Origin of the sequence: Micromonospora sp. NPDC005806 (genome assembly GCF_042871425.1) — a bacterium.
Classification (GTDB): Bacteria; Actinomycetota; Actinomycetes; order Mycobacteriales; family Micromonosporaceae; genus Micromonospora.
This window is the reverse complement of sequence record NZ_JBIAIL010000028.1, coordinates 57,097-79,290: the sequence shown is the minus strand read 5'-3', so window position 1 is coordinate 79,290 and position 22,194 is coordinate 57,097. Positions and strand designations below refer to the sequence as shown.

General features: G+C 74.7%; 24 protein-coding genes and 2 pseudogenes. 16 read left to right on the top strand and 10 right to left on the bottom strand.

The features are described from left to right. Positions 1 to 39 precede the first annotated feature (39 nt). From nagA to ACFYOS_RS25400, 3 genes are read right to left on the bottom strand one after another with little or no spacing between them, the layout of a single operon-like run. Complete coding sequence (nagA, locus tag ACFYOS_RS25410) at positions 40 to 1,149, bottom strand: N-acetylglucosamine-6-phosphate deacetylase (protein WP_387146419.1); 1,110 nt, start codon at positions 1,147 to 1,149, stop codon at positions 40 to 42. Between the two features lie 21 nt (positions 1,150 to 1,170). After that, positions 1,171 to 2,091: an ROK family protein gene (locus ACFYOS_RS25405; RefSeq protein ID WP_387146416.1), complete on the bottom strand. Its 921-nt coding sequence runs from the start codon at positions 2,089 to 2,091 to the stop codon at positions 1,171 to 1,173. Next, the gene (locus ACFYOS_RS25400) at positions 2,088 to 3,017 is read right to left on the bottom strand and encodes an SIS domain-containing protein (RefSeq protein ID WP_387146413.1); all 930 of its coding nucleotides are present in this window, start codon (positions 3,015 to 3,017) and stop codon (positions 2,088 to 2,090) included. Before ACFYOS_RS25400 ends, ACFYOS_RS25405 begins: the two co-directional genes overlap by 4 nt. Positions 3,018 to 3,216: 199 nt before the next feature. Here ACFYOS_RS25400 and ACFYOS_RS25395 point away from each other — a divergent pair, with 199 nt between their 5' ends. The 16 genes and pseudogenes from ACFYOS_RS25395 to ACFYOS_RS25320 all read left to right on the top strand — a co-directional run bounded on the left by ACFYOS_RS25395 (position 3,217) and on the right by ACFYOS_RS25320 (position 13,913). Next, on the top strand, positions 3,217 to 4,002 hold the full coding sequence (locus ACFYOS_RS25395; protein WP_387146492.1) for a DeoR/GlpR family DNA-binding transcription regulator: 786 nt from the start codon (positions 3,217 to 3,219) through the stop codon (positions 4,000 to 4,002). Between the two features lie 122 nt (positions 4,003 to 4,124). Then, on the top strand, positions 4,125 to 5,138 hold the full coding sequence (locus ACFYOS_RS25390) for an ATP-binding cassette domain-containing protein (protein ID WP_387146410.1): 1,014 nt from the start codon (positions 4,125 to 4,127) through the stop codon (positions 5,136 to 5,138). Next, positions 5,135 to 6,151 carry an ABC transporter permease subunit gene (locus ACFYOS_RS25385; RefSeq protein WP_387146407.1) on the top strand — a complete coding sequence of 339 codons (1,017 nt, stop codon included), beginning with the start codon at positions 5,135 to 5,137 and terminating at the stop codon, positions 6,149 to 6,151. Before ACFYOS_RS25390 ends, ACFYOS_RS25385 begins: the two co-directional genes overlap by 4 nt. Before the next feature lie 135 nt (positions 6,152 to 6,286). Continuing rightward, positions 6,287 to 6,718, top strand: a complete 432-nt coding sequence (locus ACFYOS_RS25380; RefSeq protein ID WP_387146404.1) for a DUF3263 domain-containing protein — start codon at positions 6,287 to 6,289, stop codon at positions 6,716 to 6,718. A gap of 87 nt (positions 6,719 to 6,805) precedes the next feature. Continuing rightward, positions 6,806 to 7,708, top strand: coding sequence for a hypothetical protein (locus ACFYOS_RS25375; protein ID WP_387146401.1), 903 nt, complete (start codon positions 6,806 to 6,808; stop codon positions 7,706 to 7,708). Positions 7,709 to 7,857: 149 nt separating this feature from the next. Further along, positions 7,858 to 8,367 carry a GNAT family N-acetyltransferase gene (locus tag ACFYOS_RS25370; RefSeq protein WP_387146399.1) on the top strand — a complete coding sequence of 170 codons (510 nt, stop codon included), beginning with the start codon at positions 7,858 to 7,860 and terminating at the stop codon, positions 8,365 to 8,367. Between the two features lie 291 nt (positions 8,368 to 8,658). Further along, complete coding sequence (locus tag ACFYOS_RS25365; RefSeq protein WP_387146397.1) at positions 8,659 to 9,108, top strand: hypothetical protein; 450 nt, start codon at positions 8,659 to 8,661, stop codon at positions 9,106 to 9,108. 1 nt (position 9,109) lies between these two features. After that, entirely contained in the window at positions 9,110 to 10,309 is a 1,200-nt protein-coding gene (locus ACFYOS_RS25360; RefSeq protein ID WP_387146395.1) for an SRPBCC family protein, read from the top strand. Then, a pseudogene (gene gvpJ, locus ACFYOS_RS25355) lies at positions 10,309 to 10,530 on the top strand (gas vesicle protein GvpJ); the annotation flags it as partial. The gene ACFYOS_RS25360 and the pseudogene gvpJ (ACFYOS_RS25355), both read left to right, overlap by 1 nt. Before the next feature lie 202 nt (positions 10,531 to 10,732). Further along, a complete protein-coding gene (locus ACFYOS_RS25350) occupies positions 10,733 to 11,488 on the top strand; it encodes a GvpL/GvpF family gas vesicle protein (RefSeq protein ID WP_387146392.1) in 756 nt (251 codons plus the stop codon). 3 nt (positions 11,489 to 11,491) lie between these two features. Continuing rightward, positions 11,492 to 11,833 carry a gas vesicle protein GvpG gene (locus ACFYOS_RS25345; protein ID WP_387146390.1) on the top strand — a complete coding sequence of 114 codons (342 nt, stop codon included), beginning with the start codon at positions 11,492 to 11,494 and terminating at the stop codon, positions 11,831 to 11,833. Position 11,834: 1 nt separating this feature from the next. Further along, the gene (locus tag ACFYOS_RS25340) at positions 11,835 to 12,185 is read left to right on the top strand and encodes a gas vesicle protein (protein ID WP_387146387.1); all 351 of its coding nucleotides are present in this window, start codon (positions 11,835 to 11,837) and stop codon (positions 12,183 to 12,185) included. A gap of 46 nt (positions 12,186 to 12,231) precedes the next feature. Continuing rightward, a pseudogene (gvpJ, locus tag ACFYOS_RS25335) lies at positions 12,232 to 12,387 on the top strand (gas vesicle protein GvpJ); the annotation flags it as partial. A 151-nt stretch (positions 12,388 to 12,538) separates the two neighbouring features. Continuing rightward, on the top strand, positions 12,539 to 13,345 hold the full coding sequence (locus ACFYOS_RS25330; RefSeq protein ID WP_387146384.1) for a GvpL/GvpF family gas vesicle protein: 807 nt from the start codon (positions 12,539 to 12,541) through the stop codon (positions 13,343 to 13,345). Continuing rightward, a complete protein-coding gene (locus ACFYOS_RS25325) occupies positions 13,336 to 13,563 on the top strand; it encodes a gas vesicle protein (protein WP_387146381.1) in 228 nt (75 codons plus the stop codon). The genes ACFYOS_RS25330 and ACFYOS_RS25325 overlap by 10 nt, the downstream gene beginning before the upstream one ends. Continuing rightward, entirely contained in the window at positions 13,560 to 13,913 is a 354-nt protein-coding gene (locus tag ACFYOS_RS25320) for a gas vesicle protein K (protein ID WP_387146378.1), read from the top strand. The genes ACFYOS_RS25325 and ACFYOS_RS25320 overlap by 4 nt, the downstream gene beginning before the upstream one ends. 5 nt (positions 13,914 to 13,918) lie before the next feature. Here the strand turns inward: ACFYOS_RS25320 and ACFYOS_RS25315 are convergent, their stop codons facing one another. The 7 genes from ACFYOS_RS25315 to ACFYOS_RS25285 are packed head-to-tail and all read right to left on the bottom strand — an operon-like array spanning position 13,919 to position 22,116. Beyond that, on the bottom strand, positions 13,919 to 16,261 hold the full coding sequence (locus tag ACFYOS_RS25315) for an AAA family ATPase (protein ID WP_387146375.1): 2,343 nt from the start codon (positions 16,259 to 16,261) through the stop codon (positions 13,919 to 13,921). A gap of 55 nt (positions 16,262 to 16,316) precedes the next feature. Further along, positions 16,317 to 16,778 carry a hypothetical protein gene (locus tag ACFYOS_RS25310; protein ID WP_387146372.1) on the bottom strand — a complete coding sequence of 154 codons (462 nt, stop codon included), beginning with the start codon at positions 16,776 to 16,778 and terminating at the stop codon, positions 16,317 to 16,319. A gap of 28 nt (positions 16,779 to 16,806) precedes the next feature. Then, a complete protein-coding gene (locus ACFYOS_RS25305; protein ID WP_387146369.1) occupies positions 16,807 to 17,571 on the bottom strand; it encodes an ATP/GTP-binding protein in 765 nt (254 codons plus the stop codon). Further along, complete coding sequence (locus ACFYOS_RS25300) at positions 17,549 to 17,995, bottom strand: DUF742 domain-containing protein (protein ID WP_387146366.1); 447 nt, start codon at positions 17,993 to 17,995, stop codon at positions 17,549 to 17,551. Before ACFYOS_RS25300 ends, ACFYOS_RS25305 begins: the two co-directional genes overlap by 23 nt. Next, on the bottom strand, positions 17,992 to 18,456 hold the full coding sequence (locus tag ACFYOS_RS25295; protein WP_387146363.1) for a roadblock/LC7 domain-containing protein: 465 nt from the start codon (positions 18,454 to 18,456) through the stop codon (positions 17,992 to 17,994). Before ACFYOS_RS25295 ends, ACFYOS_RS25300 begins: the two co-directional genes overlap by 4 nt. Next, on the bottom strand, positions 18,453 to 20,942 hold the full coding sequence (locus tag ACFYOS_RS25290; RefSeq protein ID WP_387146360.1) for a nitrate- and nitrite sensing domain-containing protein: 2,490 nt from the start codon (positions 20,940 to 20,942) through the stop codon (positions 18,453 to 18,455). Before ACFYOS_RS25290 ends, ACFYOS_RS25295 begins: the two co-directional genes overlap by 4 nt. Next, positions 20,929 to 22,116, bottom strand: coding sequence for a hypothetical protein (locus ACFYOS_RS25285; protein ID WP_387146357.1), 1,188 nt, complete (start codon positions 22,114 to 22,116; stop codon positions 20,929 to 20,931). Before ACFYOS_RS25285 ends, ACFYOS_RS25290 begins: the two co-directional genes overlap by 14 nt. Positions 22,117 to 22,194: the final 78 nt, after the last annotated feature.

Genomic DNA, 22,194 nt, shown 5'->3' with positions numbered 1-22,194 from the left:
CCTACCGGGCGATTCCGCCGCTGGGCGCTGCGGGCCGCGTCACTCCACCCAGGCGCCGGCGCGCATCACCCGGACCACGTTGAGGTCGTCGTCGAGCACGACCAGGTCGGCCCGGAGGCCGGTCTGGAGCGCACCGACCTGGTTGCCCAGGCCGATCGCGCGGGCCGGGGTGGTGGCGACCATCCGGGCGGCGTCGGGCAGGGCGACGCCGGCCCCGACGGCGTGCCGCAGGGCGGCGTCCATGGTCAGGGTGCTGCCGGCGATCGCGCCGTCCCGGCTGAGCCGGGCCACCCCTTCGGCCACGGTGACGGCCTGACCGCCCAGCTCGTACTCGCCGTCGGGCATGCCGGCGGCGGCCATCGCGTCGGTGATCAGGGCGGCCCGCTCCGGGCCGGCGACCGTGGTGGCGAAGCCGAGCATGCCGTCGTGCAGGTGCACCCCGTCGGCGACCAGCTCACAGACCACGTTGGGGGCGTCGAGCAGGGCCACCACCGGCCCGGGCTCCCGGTGGTGCAGCGGGCGCATCCCGTTGAACAGGTGGGTGCCGACGCTCGCCCCGGCCGCCACCGCCGCCCGGGTCTGCTCCCAGGTGGCGTCCGTGTGCCCCACCGCCGCGACCACGCCGTGCGAGACGAGCAGCTTGATGGCCTCCAGTGCGCCGTCCCGCTCCGGGGCCAGGGTGACCATACGGACCGTCCCGCCGCCCAGCTCGATCAGCTCCGCCAGCTCCGCGATGGACGGGTCGCGGAGGAACTCAGGGTTCTGCGCGCCGCAGCGGTCCGCGGACAGGTACGGTCCCTCGAAGTGGACGCCGGCCAGCACGCCGGAGGAGACCAGCGGGCGGAAGGCGGCGGTGGCGTCCCGCATCAGCTCGAACGGCGAGCTGACCAGGCTGGCCAGCAGCGTGGTGGTGCCGTGCCGCAGGTGGAACGCGGCCGCCTCGCGGGCCGAGTCGGCGTCCCCGGTGGTGAAGGTGTGCCCGCCCCCGCCGTGGGTGTGCATGTCCACGAAGCCCGGCACGATCCAGTGCCCGTCGCGCACCGACGGGTACTCGGCGACCCCACTGATCCGGTCAGCCCTGATTTCCACGCAGCCCTGCCGGATCACGCCGGTCGGGGTCACCACCTTGCCGGTCACGCGCAGGGTCATCGGCTCCTCATCTCCAGGGGGTCAGGCCCGGGCGTCCAGGGCGAGCAGGGCGGCACCGAGGCAGCCGGCCTCGTCGCCGAGGGCCGCCGCGACCAGGCGCGGCTCCCGGTGGAAGGTCAGGCGTTCGCGCAGTGCCGCGCGCAGCGGGTCGAGCAGCCGGGCACCGGCCTGGGCCAGCCCGCCGCCGAGCACGACGGTCTCCACGTCGAACAGCGCCTGGCCGGTGGCGAGGCCGTCGGCGAGCGCCTCGACCGCCTCCTGCCAGACCCGGCCGGCCAGCGGCTCGCCGGCCGCCGCCCGGTCCGCCACGTCGGCCGCGGTGGCCGGGGCGCCGGCCAGTTCGGCGTACCGGCGGCCGATCGCGGAGGCGGAGGCCACCGCCTCCAGGCAGCCGGGGCGGCCGCAGCCGCAGCGCGGGCCGTCGGGGCGTACCAGGATGTGGCCGATCTCGCCGGCGGCGCCGTGCGCGCCGGCGGCGGCCGACCCGTGGACCACGTGGGCGGCGGCGATGCCGGTGCCGATCGCGACGAAGAGCACATGGTCGGCGTCCCGCCCGGCACCCAGCCGGGCCTCCGCCAGGCCGCCCACCCGCACGTCGTGGCCGAGCGCCGTCGGCAGACCGAGCCGCGCCTGCGCCAGTTCCCGCAGCGGTACGTCCCGGAAGCCCACGTTCGCCGACCAGACCGCGACGCCGCGGGCCTCGTCGACCACCCCCGGTACGGCGATCCCGCAGGCCACCGCCGTCAGCCCGTCGGCGCGGGCCTTGCCGGCCAGCCCTTCGGCGACGTCCAGGATGGTGCCGACCACCGCCTCCGGACCGCGCGACGCCTCGGTGGCGTGCCGTTCGACGTGCACCGTGGTGCCGTCCGGACGGACCAGGGCGCACTTCATCCCGGTGCCGCCCACGTCCAGCGCGACGACGACCTCGCCGCTTGACGTCACGCGAGCACCACGGAGCGGGTCAGGTGCCGGGGTGCGTCGGGGTCGAGGCCGCGGCTGGTGGCCAGCGCGACGGCGAACCGCTGGGCGATGATCAGGTCGGCCATCGGGTCGACCGGGGTACGCCCGGCCGCCCAGCTGGTCAGCACCGTGTGGCAGCCGTGCGTACGGCTGTGCACGAAGGTGGCGCCGGTGGCGGCGACGTCCTCGGGCAGCCCGTCGGGGATCCCGCCGAACGCCCAGACCAGCCGGCCCGGGGCGCCGATCGAGATCGGGCCGTGCCGGTAGTCCATCGCCGGGTACGCCTCGGCCCAGAAGGTGGCCGCCTCCCGGCACTTCAGCGCGGCCTCCTGGGCCAGCCCGACAGTCCAGCCGCGACCCAGGAAGGTGACCTGCTCGATCCGGGCGGGGTCGATCGGCAGCGGCGCGCGGATGGCGACCTCCGCGTCGGCGGCCAGCCGGCCCAGGTCCTCGCCGAGGTGGGCGCGGAGCAGCGCGAGGGCGGTGGTGGCGAAGCGGGTCTGGACGACCGCGCGCTCGTCGGCGAAGGGCATGGTCACCGCGGCGTCGGCCAGCTCGACGGCCGGGGAGGCGGGGTCGCCGACCAGGACCGTGGTGGGGACCTGGCCGCGCAGCGCGCCGAGCAGCTCCAGCACCTCAGTGGTGGTGCCGGAGCGGGTGATCGCGATGAGCCGGTCGTAGCGGCGGCCGGTGGGGAACTCGCTGGCCTGGAAGGCGTCGGTCTCGCCCTGCCCGGCCTGCTCGCGCAGCCCGGCGTACGCCGTGGCCATGAACCACGACGTGCCGCAACCGACGACGGCGACCCGCTCGCCGGGGCGCGGCAGGCGGTCGGCGACGGTCGGGGCGAGCCGTGCCGCCTCCCGCCAGCAGTCGGGCTGGCTAGCGATCTCCGCGTGCACGTACGCCATGACAACTCCTCGCCAGGGGAGACCTTGCGCAATACGGCGCGATATAGCCGCCTTTCGCGCGCCATTCTGCGCGAACCCGGGTGGCCGTGGCAACCGTCTCTCAGATCGCGCAGGTCAGGGTTTTGCGCCTTGGTAGTTTCGCGCACTACTGTGCACGCAATCAATCACCCTTCGTGCAGAGTCAGTGGAGGCCCCCGCGGTGGACCGGTACGCCCGATGGAACGCGTTGCTCGAGATGCTGACCGACAACGGACGGGTCAGCGTCGAGGAGGCGGCCGAGCGCCTGGACGTCTCCCAGGCGACCATCCGGCGTGACTTCGACCAGCTCGCGCAGCAGCAGATGATCACGCGTACCCGGGGTGGGGCGGTCGCCAACGGCGTCTCGTACGACCTGCCGCTGCGCTACAAGACCGCCAAGCACTCGGCCGAGAAGCAGCGGATCGGGGCGGCCGCCGCCGCGCTGGTCTCCCCGGGCACCGTGGTCGGTCTCAACGGCGGCACCACCAGCACCGAGGTGGCGCGGGCCCTGGCCGTCCGGCCGGACCTCAACACCAGCGCCGAGGGCGCCCAGCTCACCGTGGTCACCAACGCCCTGAACATCGCCAACGAGCTGCTGGTCCGCTCGCGGATGAAGGTGGTGGTGGCCGGCGGCGTGGTCCGGCCCAAGTCGTTCGAGCTGGTCGGCCCGCTGGGCGGGGCGCTGCTGCGCGAGGTGACGCTGGATGTCGCCCTGCTCGGCGTGGACGCGATCGACCCGCAGCTCGGCGCCGCCGCCCACCACGAGGGCGAGGCGGCGATGAACAGCCTGATGGTGGCGCGGGCGAAGCGGGTCGTCGTGATCGCCGATTCGTCCAAGCTGGGCGGACACGCCTTCGCTCGGATCTGCCCGGTGGACCGGGTGGAGACGCTGGTGACCGACTCCGGCGCGTCCCCGGCCGTGGTGCAGGCGTTCCGGGACGCCGGCGTGCACGTCGTCTGCGCCTGAGGCACACCCGTCCGGCGCGTTCGACGCGATTTTCGGCGGAACCCGATGCATACGCGGTATTGTCTTCGCCTGCATACCGCGTATGGTGACCGCTGTCGCCTAACTCATCGGGGGAGGTCAGCTTGACGGCTGTCCTGGAGATCGAGGGTCTCCGTAAGACGTACCGGAGCCGGAGCCGGAGACGCGGGACACGCCACGCGCTCGACGGCTTCGACATGCGGGTCGAGGCCGGGCAGGTGCACGGCTTCCTCGGCCCCAACGGCTCTGGCAAGACCACCACGCTGCGGACGCTGCTCGGCCTGATCCAGCCGAACGGCGGACGGATGGCCATCCTGGGCCGGGAACTGCCGCAGGCGCTGCCGGCGGTCGCCGGCCAGGTCGGCGCCATCGTGGAGAGCCCGCAGTTCTTCCCGCACTTCTCCGCCCGCGACACCCTCGGCCTGCTCGCCCGGGCCGGCGAGCTGCCCCGGCAGCGGGTCGACGAGGTGCTGGAGCTGGTCGGGCTGCGGGACCGGGCCGGCGAGCGGGTGAAGACCTACTCGCTCGGCATGAAACAGCGGCTCGCGGTCGCCTCCGCGCTGCTGAAGAACCCGAAGCTGCTGATCCTGGACGAGCCCGCCAACGGCCTCGACCCGGGCGGCATCCGGGAGATGCGCACACTGATGCGGGACCTCGCCGCCGCCGACATGACCGTGGTGCTCTCCAGCCACATCCTCGGCGAGATCCAGCTCATCTGCGACTCGGTCACCATCATCTCGCTGGGCCGGCGGGTCGCGTTCGGGCCGGTCGAGCAGGTGCTCGCCGCGCACTCGCACGGCGCGGTCCGGGTCCGCCTGGAGGCGGCCACCGACCTGCCCCAGGCGGCCGACGCGCTGACCCGGGCCGGGATCCGGGTCGCCGCCGAGCCGGACCACCTGATGCTCTCCGGCGTCGACAAGCCGGCCACGGTCAGCCGTCTCCTCGCCGAGCAGGGCCTCTACGTCAGCGAGCTGACGCCCGTCGCGGTCGACCTGGAGAGCGTCTTCCTCGAACTGACCGCCACCGCGCCGGTCCCCGGCCAGCACCGGCAGGTCGACCAGTCCGCGAAGGTCGGTGAGCCGGGCACCGGCAGCACCGGAGGAGGTTGGGGCGCATGAGTTTGTACGTCACCGAGCTGCGCCGGCTGGCCAAGCGCCGGCTCACCCGGCTGCTGTTGGTCCTGCTGGTGCTCGGGCTGGCCGGGGTGGCCACCGCCTTCAGCTTCTCCAGCCACAAGCTGTCGAAGGAGGTCGTGGCCGAGGCGCAGGCGAAGGCCGATGCCGACTACCAGCGCGAGCTGGCGAACTGGCAGCGGAACGTCGCCGACTGCGATGCGGCCAAGGCGCGCGGGGACCAGAACACCGAGGACCGGTACGGACCGAACTGCGGCCGGGACTGGCAGCCGCAGCCGGAGATGTTCGATCCGAAGTGGAACCTGCCCTACCAGTTCGACTTCCGGGGCGAGTTCCCGATGTTCATCGCCGTCTTCGCCGGCGCGCTGGCGCTCTTCGCGTTCATCGTCGGCGCCTCCTTCGTCGGGGCGGAATGGAGCACCGGCGGGATGATGAACCTGCTGCTCTGGCGACCGAAACGGCTCGCCGTGCTGGGCACCAAGCTGGCCGCGCTGCTGACCACGGTGCTCGGGGTGAGCCTGGTGCTCGGCGCGTTCTGGACCCTGGCCTTCTGGCTCGTCGGCAGCTACCGGGGGACCACCGCCAAGGTGACCGCCGGGGTGTGGCGGTCGCTCGGGCTCGACGGCCTGCGGGCGGTCGGGATCATCCTGGCGGTCGGCGCGGTCGCCTTCGCGCTCGCCTCGCTCGGCCGGCACACCGCGATGGCGCTGGGCGCCGCCGTGGCGGTCTTCGCGATCAGCGAGATCGGCATCCGGATCGCGGTCGGCGTGCTCTCCGTCCCGTTCGGCGGGCGGTACGTCCTCTCCACGTACGCCCAGGCGTGGTTCATGAAGAAGGCGCAGCTGCTCGACTACCAGGCATGCGAGTTCACCAAGGGCCAGTGCCAGCCGGCCGAGCTGGTGCTCACCTGGCAGGACTCTGCGCTGGTGTTCGGCCTGGGCGGCGCGCTGGCGCTGGTCGCGGCCTTCTGGTCGATGCGCCGGCGGGACATCGCCTGACCGTCCGGCGCGGCTCGCCGCGCCACCGACCGGCCCGGACACCGCGTCCGATGCGGCCGGGGCGGGCCCTGGTTACGCTGGGGTCCCCCCGGCCGGTGGTCCCCGCGCCGGTTGTCCGCCCTCCCGAGGAGCGCCATGCCCGCCGACGCCTCCGCGGCCGCCACCGACCGGCCCGAGCCGTCCGGGCCCACCGACACCGCGCGCCGCGAGTCCGGCGTCACGGTCCCCCCGCCCCGGTCCGCTCCCGCCGTCGAGGCCGACCCCGCCCCGCACGCGTCCGACCCGGTCGCCGACGTCGCGACGGGCGCCGACGCGGGCGTCGCGGACGGTGGACCGGGTGAGCTGACCGAACGGGAGCGGCGGATCCTCGCCTTCGAGCAGCAGTGGTGGAAGCACGCCGGAGCCAAGGAGCAGGCGATCCGGGACACCTTCGGGCTCTCCGCGACCCGCTACTACCAGCTGCTCAACGCGCTGCTCGACCACCCGGCCGCGCTGGCCGCCGAGCCGGTGCTGATCGGCCGGCTGCGCCGGCTGCGCTCGTCCCGGACCCGCAACCGCCGACGCTGACCGGTTCAGTTCTCGTCGGTCCGTACGGCCACCGGCGGCATGGCGTCCGCCGGTCCGGGTAGGCGGGCGGCGACGGAGGGAGGACGGATGGGCGCACCAGATCGCCGGTACCCGACCGGGAGCCGGCCGGCGCGGCCGGTCGGGACGGCGCCGATGATGCGGGTACTTTCCGCCTCCGACCCGTCGCACGGCCGGCTGGAGAACGAGGACGTGGTCTTCGGCTTCGGCCCGCTGGTCGGCGTCCTCGACGGGGCCACCGTGCCGGGCGGCTACGACACCGGCTGCGTGCACGGGCCGGCCTGGTACGTCCGGCACCTGGCCGCCCGGATCGGCCTGGCCATCGCGGCCCGGCCGGCGGCGACGCTGATGAGCAGCCTCGCGGCAGCCATCCTGGCGGTCCGTGCCGACCACGGCGACGAGTGCGACCTCGATCATCCGGGTACCCCGTCGTCCACGGTGTGCCTGCTCCGGGAGGGCGGCGACCAGGTCGACTACCTGGTGCTCTGCGACAGTCCGTTGGTGCTGGACACCGGTGGCGAGGTCAGCGTGGTGTCCGACGAGCGGCTGGCCGCCGCCACGGCGGACCTGCGCCGGACCGCCCACACCCTGCCCGGCGACGACGTCGATCCGGCGACCCGGTTCCACCGGTCGGTGACCGTGCAGCGGGCGCAGATGAACCGGACCCACGGCTACTGGGCGGCCGCCAGCGACCCGGACGCGGCGTACCACGCGCTGACCGGGACGCTGCCGCTGCGCGGTCCCGGGGCGTTGCGGCGCGCCGCACTGCTCAGCGACGGCGCGTCCTGCGCGGTCGAGGAGTTCGGCCTCTTCGACTGGGCCGGGCTGCTGGACGTGGCGGCCGCGGAGGGGCCGGCGGGGCTGATCGGCCGGGTCCGGGCCGCCGAGCGGGACCATCCGGACCGGCTGCGCCGGCACAAGCGGACCGACGACGCCTCGGTGGTGCTCTGCGAGTTCGATTCGCCGGAGTGAGCACCCTCACCGAAGAACGACCGGTCGGCTGACAACTGAGCGTGAGGCGGAACACCCCGGGGGTACGACCGGCCGACACCCTCGGCCGGACCGGCAGTCTGCGCCCAAAGGGGTGGACTTGGGCCGGTACGGCGGGCAGACTGCGGCTCGTGACGGGTGCCGTACGACTGGAGCCGGTGGACGAGCGGAACCTCGAGCCGTTGCTCTCCGTAGCGGCCGCCGAGGCCGAGCCCGAGGACGTCATGCCCCCGATGGAGGCCCCGGCCGGGTGGTCGCTGGCCCGTCGGGAAGCGTTTCGCGAGTTCTACCGGGCGAGCTTCGGTGGGCTGGACGGCCCGACCCGCACCCGGATGTACGCGATCGTGGCCGGCGGCGAGGTGGTCGGCATGGTCCGGATGACCCGTTGCGACGAGCCGGGGACCGTGGAGACGGGCATGTGGCTGGGGCGTTCGGCCCGTGGTCAGGGCCTCGGCGCGGCCGCCCTGCGCGAGCTGCTGAATGCGGCCGCGGCGGCCGGGATGCGGACCGTGGTGGCCGAGACGACTCCGGACAACCTCGGTGCGATTTCCGTGCTGAAGAAATGCGGCGCGGAATTGCGCCCACAGGGCGGAAAGCTGCGTGCGGAAATGTGCCTAGATTCGGTGCTGCCGGCCCGCTGACGTTGTTGCTTACCTTCGTGTAATTATCTCCTTCTCCCTGCTCAGGACAGCCCGTCTGACCGCTTTGCGGGGGTATCTCCGGCACCCTCACCGCCTACCCGATTGCGCTGTGACCGAGGCGTCGGAATGGACGCGGAAATGTTTTGCGATTGGGGCCACGGGTACTGCCGGCCGGGTCCGCTGATTCGGGACGCCGGTCGCAGGCCCATTTCCCGCTGATCCCCGGTAGCTGTTTCCGGGCCTGCTCCACGCAAGAGGTGTCCGCTTCCGCCGGGGAGCGAAGGAGAACTGATGAAGAGTGGAGCCCGGATCGCCCTGGCGGTCGGTTTCGGCTATGTCCTCGGCCGCCGCAGGAAGTTGCGTACCGCCCTCACCCTGGCCGCCGCCGTGGCCGCGGGTCGGGCCAGCCAGAACCCCGGCGGCCTGCTGAAGTACGGCACAGATCTGCTGAACGCGCCCCAACTTGGCAACCTGACCAGGCTGGGCGGACCGCTGGCCACGGCCGGCAAGGCCGCGGCCACCGCCGCCGCCGGCAGTGGCATCGAGGCGTTGAGCGGCAAGGTGCGCGGCAGCGCCGACGCCCTGCGCCGGAAGTCGGCCGGTCGGGCCGGCGCGGAGCGGGAGCCGGCGGAGCGCTCGGCCCCGGACGAGGAGCCGGAGCTCGACGAGCAGCCCGAGGCGCCGGAGGACGAGGACCGGGCCGAGCGCCCGGTCGTCGCGCGTCGACAGCGGAGGCGGTGACATGGCGACCGAGAACCTCGCCGACAAGGCGCGCGACCAGCTCGGTGGCGAGCTGCGCAACCTCGCCGCCGCCATCGGGGAGCGAGCGGTGCAGGTCGTGACCGAGCGGATCACCGGTGCCACCGGCCGGCTCAGCGACTACGCCAAGCAGGGCGGCGGCCCCGGTCTGGTCGCCGCCGCCACCGGCGCGCAGAAGCTCGCCGAGGGCCACTCCCCGATGAGGGCCATGTTCCATGCCGGCCTGGCCGGCGGTAAGGAGAAGCTGATGTCGGCGTTCGGCGGCGGCGGCACGGGCGGCACGGGCGGCAAGGGCGGCAAGAAGCTCAAGCTCACCAACATCGTCGAGACGATCGAGGTCGGCGTGCCGGTCCAGGTCGCGTACAACCAGTGGACGACCTACGGCGACTTCCCGAGCTTCATGAAGAAGGTGGAGCAGGCCGACCGCGAGTCCGACGAGAAGATGACCTGGAAGGCGCAGGTCTTCTGGTCGCACCGGAGCTGGGAGTCGACCATCGTCCGGCAGATCCCGGACCGCCTGATCCACTGGCGGTCGAAGGGCGAGAAGGGTTCCGTCGACGGCACGGTCAGCTTCCACGAGGTCGGCCCCGAGCTGACCAGGATCCTGGTCGTCCTCGAGTACCACCCGCAGGGCCTGTTCGAGCGCACCGGCAACCTCTGGCGAGCCCAGGGCCGCCGGGTGCGGCTGGAGCTGAAGCACTTCGTCCGGCACGTGATGACCCACACCGTGCTCGCCCCAGACTCCGTCGAGGGCTGGCGCGGTGAGATCGAGGACTCCCAGGTGGTCAAGGACCACGAGACCGCGCTCCACGAGGAGCAGGAGGCCCGCGAGCGGCCGGAACAGGGTCGCGCCGAGGAGGCCGAGGAGGAGCGCGAGGAGGAGCCGGCGGAGGAGCGCCGGCCCGCCGAGCGCGGCCGCCGCCGGCCGCCGCAGCGCCGCCGTCCGCCCGAGGAGGAGGAGGAGTACGAGGCCTACGACGAGGGTGACGACTTCGACGACGACGAGTACGCCGAGGAACCCGAGGAGGAGCAGCCCTCGCCGCGCCGCCGGCAGCCCGAGCGGGCCCGCCGCCCGCAGCGCGAGGACCGGGAACCCCGCGAGGAGCGGGCCCGCCCGGTTCGCCGTACCCCCGAAACCCCCCGACGACCGGTGGTCCGCCGCCGGCGAGAGGAGCGTGACTGATGACGATCGCCTCGACATCGTCTCAACCCGGCAGCGCCCTGGAACGGACCGGCGGCGGGGCAGGTGGCACCCTCGCCGACGTCGTCGAGACGGTGCTGGACAAGGGCGTGGTGATCGACGCGCAGGTGTCGGTCGCCGTGGTCGGCATCCAGCTGCTGGAGATCAACGCTCGGATCGTGATCGCGAGCGTCGAGACGTACCTCCAGTTCGCCCAGACGGTCGACCGGCTGAGCATCGTGCCGAAGGGCACCAAGGGCCTGCCGGACATCGTGGGTGACACCGCCAGTGGGGCCGCCAAGGGCAGGGCCCTGTCCGGCCTCGGCCAGGCGGCCAAAGAGATCACCGGGGTGGTGGTCGACTCCCTCGGTGACCGGGACGGCGACCGCCCCCGGCAGCGCCGCAGCTGGGATGAGGAGCGCTGAGATGGCTCAGGAAAACGGACTGTTCATCTACGGCATCGTGCCGGCCGACGTGGAGCCGACCCCCGACGCGGAGGGGGTGGGCAACCCGCCGGGTGAGGTCACCGCGATTCGGCACGGGGACCTCGCCGCGCTGGTCAGCGAGGTCGGGCTGGAGGAGCCGATGGGCCGGCCGGCCGACCTCACCGCGTACGAGCGGCTGGTGGACGGCACGGCGGCGGTCGCGCCGGTGCTGCCGGTCCGGTTCGGCACGGTGGTGACCGGCGCGGACGCGGTGGAGGACCTGCTGGAGGCGCACCACGATCGGTTCGCCGCCGCCCTGGCCGAGCTGGAGGACCGCGTCCAGTACACCGTGCACGGGCGCTTCGACGAACGGGAGTTCATCGGCGGCTTCCTGGCGGAGGACGCCTCCGCCGCCGCGCTCGCCGACCAGGTGCGCGGCCGGCCGGAGGTGGAGAGCCGAGAGCAGCGGATCCGGCTCGGCGAGATGATCGGCCAGGCGGTGGAGCTGCGCCGGGAGGCGGAGAACCGCGACCTGATCGACGTGGTGGGCCGGCTCGCGGTGGCGAACGTCCCACGCCAGCCCAGCCACGAGATGGACGCGGTGAACGTCGCCTTCCTGGTCGCCGTGGACGACGAGGACGAGTTCGTCCAGGCGGTGGAGGACTTCGCCGAGCAGCGCCGGGACCTGATCCGGATGCGGCTGATCGGGCCGCTCGCCGCGTACGACTTCGTCAGCGCGCACCAGTTGGTGGAGTGAGCCGTGGACATCCTCTGGGGGCTGCTGACTCTGCCGTACGCCCCGGTGCGCGGGCTCACCGTCGTGCTCAAGGTGGTTGCCCGGGAGGCGGAGTGGCAGCAGCACAACCCGGTCAACATCCGGCGGGAGCTGGAGGATCTGGACCGGGCGGCGGAGGCCGGCGAGATCAGCCCGCAGGAGCGGGATCGGGCCCAGCAGCAGGTGCTGGACCGGCTGACCACGCCGGCCGCCGTCCCCGGTCGGACCCCGTCCCGGGAGACGGGCGCCGGCCGGCGGCGGCAGCGGCCCGTCCGCTGGCGGACCGCCGGTCGACGCGGTGAGCAGCATCGCGGACGAGGGAGATGACATGGCACCAGGACGCACCCGCGGCGATGGCGACCGCGAGCGCTGGCGCGACCGCGACGTCCGCGACAACGACTCGTACGCCGAAGAGGAGGAGTACGAGGAGGTGTCGGCGGCCGAGGCGGCTCGGGAGGGGCTGCGCCAGATCGTCGAGCTGACCGGCAAGGACCCGCTCGGGATCACCTCGATCCAGCCCACCGACGACGGCTGGCTGGTCGGGGTGGAGCTGGTCGAGGACCATCGGATCCCGGCGTCGACCGACCTGCTCGGCCTCTACGAGGTGGAGCTGGACCTGGCCGGCAGCCTGCTCGGTTACCAGCGGAAGCGCCGCTACCAGCGCGGCAAGGGGGACTGAGATGACCATTGGACGGAGTCCGTCGGTGGTGCAGAACTCCGGTCAGGTGCTGCCGGCCGGGCACGAGCCGGCGAACCTCGGCGACATCCTCGAACGGGTCCTCGACCGAGGCATCGTCATCGCCGGTGACATCCGGGTCAGCCTGCTCGACATCGAGTTGTTGACCCTGAAGCTGCGGCTGGTCATCGCCTCCGTGGACACCGCGCGGCAGATCGGCATCGACTGGTGGGAGCACGACCCGTGGCTCAGCTCCCGGGCCCGCCCACCCGTCGAGCCGGGCCCGCGCGACCCGGAGGAGGTCGAGGCGTCCCGGCGGCCGCGGGTCGCCGCCCGGGCGGAGAGGGAGGAATGGGATGAGTACGACCGCTGAGCCGGCTGCGGCGATCGAGAGCGGCGTCTGGCTGCACGGGGTGGCCGCCGAGGTCGCCCCGGCGACGCTGGCCGGGATCACCGGGATCGCCGGCACGCCGGCCCGGGCGGTGACCGCCGCCGGCCTGGTCGCCGTGGTCAGCGACGCCCCGCTGGCCGAGTACGGCGAGGAGGCGCTGCGCCGCAACCTGGAGGACCTGGCCTGGCTGGAGCGGGCCGCCCGGGCGCACCACGCGGTGGTGGACGCGCTGTCCCGGTCCGGCGCGGTGGTGCCGGCCCGGCTCGCCACCGTGCACCGGGACGACGACCGGGTGACCCGGGTGCTGGTCGAGCGGCACGACGAGCTGGCCGGCACGCTGACCCGGCTCACCGGCCGCGAGGAGTGGGGCGTCAAGGGGTACGTCGTACCGGGTGCGACGCCGCCCACCGGGGAACCGGCCGGTGGGGGTGGGGCCGGCGTGGCGTACCTGCGACGACGGAAGGCCCAGCTCACCGCCCGGGAGGAGGGGCAGCGGATCACCGCCGACGCGGCGGCCGCCGTGCACGCCGCCCTCGCCGGGTACGCGGCCGCCGCCCGGCGGCACGCCCCGCAGGACCGGCGCCTCTCCGGCGCGCCCACGGCGATGGCGCTCAACGGCGCGTACCTGGTCGACCGGGACCGCCTGGACGGCTTCGCCGTGCTGGTACGCGAGCTGGCAGAGCGGCACCCGGAGATCCGGCTGGAGCCGACCGGCCCCTGGCCGCCGTACTCCTTCGTGGCGGAACCCTCGGCGGAGCCGGCATGGGCGTGACCACGCTGGCGCCCAGCAGCGCCGACGACCCGCTGGCCTACCGGCCGGTGGCCCTGGTCGACCTGCTCGACCGGGTGCTCGCCACCGGCGTGGTGATCACCGGCGACATCACCCTGGCCATCGCCGACATCGACCTGGTCCGCGTCTCGTTGCGCGCGTTGATCGCGTCGGTCGGTGCGCTCGCCCCGGACCCGTCCGACGTGGAGGTGACGTCATGACCGGGCGCGACGAAGCGGCCGAGCTGGCGGCGGCGCTGGGGGAGCCGCGGTGGCAGGCGCCCCAGGTCCGGCCGCTGGACCGCCGGCTCACCGTGGACCAGGACTCCGTCGAGCGGGGGCTGGCCAGCCTGGTGCTCACCGTCATCGAGCTGCTGCGCCAACTCATGGAACGGCAGGCGCTGCGCCGGGTCGACCTCGGTGACCTCACCGAGGAGCAGGTCGAGCGGATCGGCACCACGCTGATGGCGCTGGAGGAGCAGATGACCCAGCTCCGCGAGTACTTCGGCCTCGCCCCCGAGGACCTCAACCTCGACCTCGGGCCCCTCGGCCCGCTACTCCCCACCGACTGACCCGGTCAGCGGTGGCGGGCCGCGTAGGACGCCAGCCAGGCGACCTGGGTGGGGTCGAGGGAGGGGCCGACCCGGGTGCGGGCGGTCGCCACGTGGGCGGCGGTGACGGTGCTGGCGGTCAGCGACTCGCGCATCGCAGCGAGGGCTGACTCGCGGACCAGGGCGGTGCAGTCGGCGGCGGAGAAGCCGTCCAGCTCCTCGCCGAGCGCGACCAGGTCCACGTCGGGCGCGAGCGGGACGTCCCGGGCGGCCGCGCGAAGGATCTCCGCCCGGGCCGGGCCGTCCGGCGGCGGCACGTACACCAGGCGTTCCAGCCGGCCCGGCCGGAGCAGCGCCGGGTCGACCAGGTCCGGCCGGTTCGTCGCGCCGACCACCACCACGTTGCGCAGCGCCTCCACCCCGTCCAGCTCGGTGAGCAGGGCGGCGACCACCCGGTCGGTCGTACCCCCGTCGGTGGCCTGGCCGCGGACCGGGGCGAGCGCGTCGACCTCGTCCAGGAAGACCAGCGTGGGCGCGGCCTCGCGGGCGCGGCGGAACAGCTCGCGGACCGCGCGTTCGCTCTCGCCCACCCACTTGGAGAGCAGCTCCGCGCCCTTCACCGACAGCACGTTGGCCCGTCCGGACCCGGCCAGCGCGGTCACCAGGTAGGTCTTGCCGCAGCCGGGCGGCCCGTAGAGCAGCACCCCGCGCGGCGGCGTCACGCCCAGCCGGGCGAAGGTGTCCGGGTAGGTCAGCGGCCAGAGCACCGACTCGGTCAAGGTCTCCTTGACCTCGTGCAGGCCCCCCACGTCGTCCAGGGTCACCGAGGCCAGCTCCAGGGTGGACGCCGCCATCGTGGTGGGCCGGACCACCTCCAGCGCGGCGGTGAAGTCGGCCATCGCCACGGTGGGCGTCTCGGCCGCCTTCTGCCGCAGCGCCGCGCGCACCCCGGCCTCGCGGACCAGCGCGGCCAGGTCGGCGGCCACGAACCCGGGGGTACGCCCGGCCACCTCGTCCAGGCGGACGTCCCCGGCGAGCGGCACCTGCCGGGTGAGCACGGTCAGCTGCTCCCGCCGCAGCGCCTGATCCGGCAGGGGGACGGTGATCCGCAGCGCGAGCAGGTCCGGGCCGCGCAGTCCCGGGTCCACCGCCTCGGGCCGGCCGGTGGTGCAGACCACGGCCGCCCCGGCGCGGACCGTCTCGGCGACGACCTGCCGGAACACGGTGGCCACCGGACCCGGCTCGTCGGCGGGGGCCAGCGCCTCCACGTCGGTGACCAGCAGGACGGCGGGTCCGCCGGCGCGTACCGCCGCGGCGGCCTCGCGGAGCCGGCCGGCGGCCGCGTCGTTGCTCAGCGCGGCCAGCTCAGGGGCCCAGATCGGGCAGACCCGGGCGCGTACCCGGGCGGCGACCGCGCGGACCAGCGCCGACTTGCCCGAGCCGGCCGGCCCGCTGAGCAGGACGCCCAGCGAGATCGTGGTGCCGAGCCGGCCCAGCACCTCCCGGTGGTGGAAGCCCAGGTCGAGCAGCTCGGTCAGCTCCTCGGCCTGCGGGCGCAGCCCGGGCAACTCGTCCACGTCGGGCGCGTCCTCGGGGCCGACCAGGCCGGCGGTCGCCGGCGCCACGCCGGTCCCACCGGCCGCCCGGGAAGCGCCGCCGACGGTCGGGCCCGTCCCCGGGGCGAATCCGGTGGGGGAGGCCGCGGGCCTACCGGCCGGGCCGGGCGTCCCGCCCGGGGCGCCGGCGGTGAGCCGACCGGTCGCGTCCTGGCCGACCGGGCCCGAGCCGCGGGTGGCCGGACCGTGCTCCCAGCCGACCACGCTGTCCATGGTGACCAGCCCGCCGGCCGCGGGCTCGGCCGCGACCACGGTGAGCAGGGTGCTGGTCCAGGCGTACCCGACGGTGTTGGCGAGGCTGCGCCGGGCGGCCTCGACCAGGCCGCGGGCGGCGGCGTCGGGGAGCACGTCCTGGGGCAGCAGCGAGACATCGTCCCCGGCGGTGACCACCTTGCCGAGCAGGGCGAGGCGGAGCATCTCCGGCGAGACCGCGACGACGATACCGACCGGGCCGGCCAGGGTCACCCCACGGGCCGGGGTGACCGGCAGCGGGCTCACCGTCACCTGCCCGCCGTCGCGGACGCCGAGGTTGCCCAGGAGCAGGTCGTCGGCGTAGAGCAGGGCGGTGCTCGCGGTCGGCTCGGCCGGGGCCGCGATGCCGGCGGTCACCCGCCGGCCGGCCAGCCGCACCGGGTCGCCGGGGCGCAGCGCCAGCGCGGTCAGCACCTCGGGGTGCAGGCGGACGACGCCGCGCCGGGCGTCCAGCGCCGCCGGCCGCAGGCTCGCGGTGAGGGTCAGGTCCGGTTCGGCCACCCGCCCGACAGTAGCCGCCGGCACCCACGTGGTGCCCGTGGCGCGTCCCGCCGGATCATTGCGGGTCGGTGTCCTCCAGCAGGGACGGGTCGCGCCGGATCATCTCGGCCAGCCGGGCGGCCGGGTCGGGGACCATCGCGTCCTGCCCGGGGGCGGGCACCGTCTTGGCCGACATCGGCCAGGCCGGTGGGGGAGTCGGGTCCGGCGCCGGCGTGACCGTCACCTCCGGCCCCGACCAGGAGACCCGCAGCGGGTACGCCTGCCCGCCGTGCTCCACCTGCAGGTTGACCGCCAGTCCGGGATGTTCGGCCACCACTTGGCGTACCGCCTCGGCGACCTCCTCGAGCGGATTCCGCCGCTCCGGTCCGGGCGCCCCGCGCAGCCGGTAAGCACCGTACCCCTCCCGCGTCACCGGTCCGGTCTCGTCCGCCTCCTCGCCCGGAGCCGGCCCCCGGCGGCGCTGCGCCTCCTCGCGGCGCGCGAGCCGGGCCAGTGTCTCGTCCAGATCACCTCGCATCGCGTCCACCCCTTTCGTGAAACGGCTACTACCCAGCGGCCGGCTCAGAACCCCTCTCGCGGGTCGCCCGGTCCAGCGCCCGGTCCAGCACGACCAGCAGGGCGTCCCGGACGGAGAGCCGGTCCCGGGCGTCGAACTGCACCAGCGGCACGTGCTCGCCGATCGCCAGCGCCCAGCGGATCGAGGGCAGGTCGAGCGCCGACCGGCCGTCGAAGGCGTTCACCCCGACCGCGAACGGCAGCCCGGCCCGCTCGAAGAAGTCGATCGCCGGATAGCAGTCGTCCAACCGGGCGCCGTCCACCACCACCAGCGCGCCGAGCGCCCCCCGGGCCAGGTCGTCCCACATGAAGCCGAAGCGGGCCTGGCCGGGCGTGCCGAAGAGGTAGAGCTTGAGGCTGCGGTCGATGGTCACGCAGCCGAAGTCCATCGCCACCGTGGTGGCGGTCTTCGCGGAGTCGGCACCCGGGTCGTCCACGCCGATGCCGGCGCTGGTCATCTCCGCCTCGGTGGTCAGCGGGGCGATCTCCGAGATCGCGCCCACGGTGGTGGTCTTGCCCACCCCGAAGCCGCCGGCGATGAGGACCTTCACCGGGATCGGCGCCCGGGTGGTCGCGGTCCGGGTCGGAGCCGACGCGCCGGCCACCGGCGGCCGGTACGGCCGCGGCGCGGCCGGCGGTATCGCGCCGGTGACCGGGTCCGGGGCGGCCGGACCGCCGTACCGGGCGGCGGCGCTGTTCGCGGCCGGTCCGCCCATGGCGGCGGCCGGCCAGTCAGGAGATCGCACGGAGTCCATCAATCACTCGCACGATGACGTCGGGGTCGACGTCCTCGTCGGCGTCGTCGGCGTGCACGTCGAGGTGACCGGCGGCCCGCAGGTCGCCGATCAGTACCCGGGTCACGCCGAAGTGCATCCGGGTCCGGGCGGAGATCTCCGCGACCGAGATCGGGTCGGCGCAGAGCGCGACGATCGCGGCCAGTTCCGGGGCGAGCCGGGCGCTGACCGCCCACGAGCCGCTCTCCGGCCGCGCGCTCACCTGGGTCTCCAGGCCGATCGCCGGGTCACCGGCCCGGCCGGCGGTCAGCACGAACGGTCGCGGGCGCGGCGGTTCGGCGTCGGCCTCGTCCAGCTCCTCGCCCGGGGACGGCGAGCGCAGGTAGGGGCGGATCCGGACCTCGGGTTCCGGGTCCGCATCGTCGCCGGCCGCCTCCGGCGTCATTGCTGTACGGCGTTCTTCAGCTCGGCGATCAGCCGCGGGCTGAGGGTGCCCCCGGCCCGGCCGGCGAAGAGCGTCATCTCGTACGCCACGGTGCCGAGGTTCGCCGAGCGGTCGGCGACCACCCCGAGCACCGAACCGCTGCTGATCGCGCTGATCAGCAGGTAGCCCTCGGCCATGTCCACGATCACCCGGTTGAGGCCGCCCAGCGCGTACCAGCTCGCGGCGCCGCCGGCGAGGCTGGTCATGCCGGAGACGACCGCGGCGAGCCGTTCCGCGTTGGACTTGTCCCTGATGGCCGACATGGCCATCAGCAGCCCGTCGGAGGAGACGGCGATCGCCTCGATGACCCCGGCCGTGCTGGAGGTGAACGAGTCGAGCAGCCAGTTGAACGTGCGCGCCTCGGGGCTGAGCCCGCCGGTGGAGTTCTGGTCGACGTTGTCGTGCAGGAAGGGGCTGGTCACCGTGATGCGTCCTCTTCGTAGCGGCGGTCTGGACTGACTTCGCGCAGAGCACGGGCGACGCCCGCCTCGAACTCGGTGATGAGGTCGCGGACCTCGGCCGGGTCTCCGGGGTGCTGGCTGGCCGGCGGGGTGGCCGGCAGCGGGGAGGCGAGCAGGTTCGCGCCCGGCACCCGCCGGCTGAGCTGCGGCCGCCCAGGGGTGGGCGCGACGCGGTCCGCGTCGCCCTCGGCCCGGCGTACGCCGTCCTGGAACGCCTCGACCAGCGCGCGGACCGTGGCCGGGTGCGCGGTGGTGCCGTCCACCGGCCCGACGGCCGGCGTGCGGGCCGGCAGGCTCGCCCCGGGCACCCGCTGTCGGATCACCGGCCGTAGCTCGGACCGCCCGGTCGGCACGTCGACGGCCGGAGGGACCGCCGATTCGACCGTGCCGGTCCCGGCGGCCGAGGGCTCGGACCCGGCGCCGAAGGCGTTCCAGGGCACCCCGGACTCGATGCTGAGGGTGGCCCGGCTCAGCAGCACCGGGTCGAATCCGGGGCGCTCCTCGGCGGGGGGCGCCGCCGGCGTCCGGACCGGCTCGGGCAGCGCGCGCCGCTCCCGGGGCGGCACGGCGGCCCGCGCCACGGTGGCGCCGGGCCGCGCGGGCCGGCGGACCACCAGCAGGGCGGCGGGGATCTCCAGCCGGGCGGTCACGCCGCCACCCGCGGTCGGTGCCAGGCCGACCGTCCAGCCGTGCCGGCGGGCCAGCCGGCCCACCACGAACAGCCCGAGCACCTCGGTCGGGGCCAGGTCGAGCCGCTCCCGGCGGGTGAGCCGGGCGTTCTCCTCGGCCAGGCGTTTCTCGGTCATGCCGATGCCCCGGTCCACCACGGTGAGCCGGCCGCCGCCGTCGGTCAGCTCGCCGGACACCGTCACCCGGGCGTGCGGCGGGGAGAATACGGTGGCGTTCTCCATCAGCTCGGCGAGGGCCAGCACCAGGTCGCCCGCGATCGCGGGCGCGGCGGACACCCCGGGCGGGACCTTGACATCGACCCGGGTGTAGTCCTCGATCTCGCCGAGCGCGAGCCGCACCACGTCGGCCAGCGGCACCGGCGCGACGTGCCCGTCCGTGCCGCGGGCACCGGAGAGCACCACCAGGCTGCCGGCGTTGCGGCGCAGCCGACTGGAGATGTGGTCGAGCCGGTACAGGTGCTCCAGCCGGCCCGGGTCGGTCTCCTGCCGTTCCAGCCGGTCGATCAGCGCGATCTGCCGGCCGACCAGGTTCTGCGTACGCCGGCCGACGTGGCCGAACATCTGCGCCACGTTGCGCCGGCCGGCCACCTGGCGTTCGACCAGCCGGGCGGCGGTGCGCTGCACCCGCTCGAACGCCCGGGCCAGGTCGCCGATCTCGTCCCGGGCTTCGACGTCCACCGGGTCGAGGCGGACCGGCTGGACGGACTCGGCCTCGTCGTCGACCACCCGGGTCAGCTCGGCCTCGGCGACCCGGGCGACCCGGTCGGCGGAGCGGGTGAGCCGGGTCAGCGGCCGGGCCACTGTACGGGCCACGGCCATGCTGAGCAGCACCACGATCAGCAGGATCAGGGCGGCCGCCGCGCCGACCAGCCAGGCGGCGGTGAGCGCCTCCCGGTGGTCGGTGGCGGTCTCGGCGATGACGTCCGCGACGATCTTCTTCGCCACGAACTGGCCGAGGGCGATCATCGAGCGGACCGAGGGGAAGAGCGCGTCCAGCGGCACGGCCGCGATCGCCGCCACCGGGTCCTGCACGCTGTCGGCGAGGAAGGTCGGGCTGGTCCGGGCCGCCACCGCCGCGTCGTCCAGCATGGCCAGCTGGTACTGCTCGGCGGTGATCAGCTTGCGGAACCGCTGGTTGTCCACCTGGAGCGCGGCCACGCAGGCGATGTAGGCGGTGGACGCCGTCGGGTCGCCGGTCGCCTTGACCAGCACGATCAGGGTGGCGCAGGCGCCCAGCCCCTCGTCGGCGCGGAGCAGCGCGTCCAGTGCCAGCACCTGCCGCCCGGCCGAGGTGTTGGTGTCCACCTGGAGCGGCAACCGCAGCGCATCGATCAGCGCCAGGTCGACCGCGCCGAACGCCGCCATGATCCGGTCCGGTGTCGCGGTCCCGGCGAGCACCGCGGTCCGCAGGTCGGCCAGCGTGTGTACGCCGTCGAGGGCGGCGGCAACCGGGGCCGGCAGCGACTCGGCCCGCAGGTCGGCGACCCGGTCGTCCACGGCCGTGGACTGCTGGATCAGCTCGGTCCGGGTCACCCGGCCGAGCAGCAGCCCCACCGAGAGCAGCCGTTCCTGCTGTAGGTCCTGCACCAGGCTGCCGATCCGGCTGGCCGTCCGGACGGTCTGCGCGGTGTCGGCGGCCCGCTGGGCGGCGGCGACCCGGTCGAGGACGACCGGCACGGCCAGCCCGACCATGCTGAGCAGCGGGATGATCACCAGCAGGGCGAGTTTGCCCCGGATCCGGAGCCTACCGAGCAGCATCGAACGGCCCCCACCGCTCGGCTTCGCCGCCTCGGCCCACCCCGACCGGCTGCAGCTGCCCGCCCGCGGTCGACGGGAGCTGGTCCGCCCCGGCCGGGGCGAACGCCCCCGGCGACCGGCCGGCCCCCGCGGACTCGGGGCTTTCCTCGGCGGCCCCGCGGCGGGCCCGGCGCAGCGCGGCGAGCAGTGTCCCGGCCAGCACGACGAGCAGCACGGCGGCCACGGCCACGGCGGCCACGGCCAGCAGCCGGTCCCGGTCGAGCCGGTCCCGCCGCTCCTTCAGCAGCGTGTCGAGCTGGTCGAGGATCACCTGCCGGAGCTGCCTGGCGGCCCCCTGCGCGCTGAGCCGGGCGGCGGAGAGCTGGCCCGGGTCGGGCCCCGCCTGCCCGGTCGACACGGAGTGCGCCGCGAGTGCCTCGACCGAGCGCTGGTAGGTGTCCAGCGGCGTGAGCACGTTGGGGCCCAGGTCGGCGCTCTCCGAGCTGTCCACGGCCGCCCGCAGGTCGGCGACCAGGTTGGTGGCGGACCCGAGTGCGCCCACCCGGAGCTCGGCCAGCTCGGCGGCCGTCGTGCCGGCCCGGGTTGCGGGCCGCCGGGGGGCGAGCGCGGCCAGATCGGCGAGCCGGCCGGTGGCCACCACCGCCTGGGGCAGGTCCCCGCCGATGCCGTCCTGGAGGAAGAACGAGTCCGACCGCGCATCGCGGACCAGGCCGGAGCTCTCCCGCACCTTGCGGTGCAGCGCCAGCAGCAGGTCGGTGACCTCCCCGTACGCCAGGTAGGCCGCCTCGGGGTCGGTGAGCTCCCGGTCCGGCAGGGCCTCCAGCTTGGCCCGGAGCCCGGCCCAGCGTTCGTGGCTGCGCAGCTCGTCGTCGACCGCGCTGTCCACCTCCGCTGCCCGCGCGACGGCGGCGGTGAGCGCCTCCCGGGAGACCGGCCGCCCGGCGACCGCGGCGGACTGGGCGTCGACCAGCGCGTCGGTGACCGGCCCGAGGGCCCGCAGGTAGCGCACGCCGAGCCGTTCCCGGACCGCCAGGTCGCGGTCGTCGCCGGTGTGCCGATGGGTCTGCAGGAAGAGCAGGCCCAGCGGGGCGAGCAGCGCCATCACCAGCAGCAGGGGCAGGGCACGGCCCGGTGCGGAGGGCCGTCGACGGACCCGCGGTGCGGGGACTGGCATGGTCTGTCTCCTCCGGCGACGGCGGGGGACGCTGCGGTGCCGGGATCGCCGTGCGCGGTCCCGTTCACCGGACCGGAA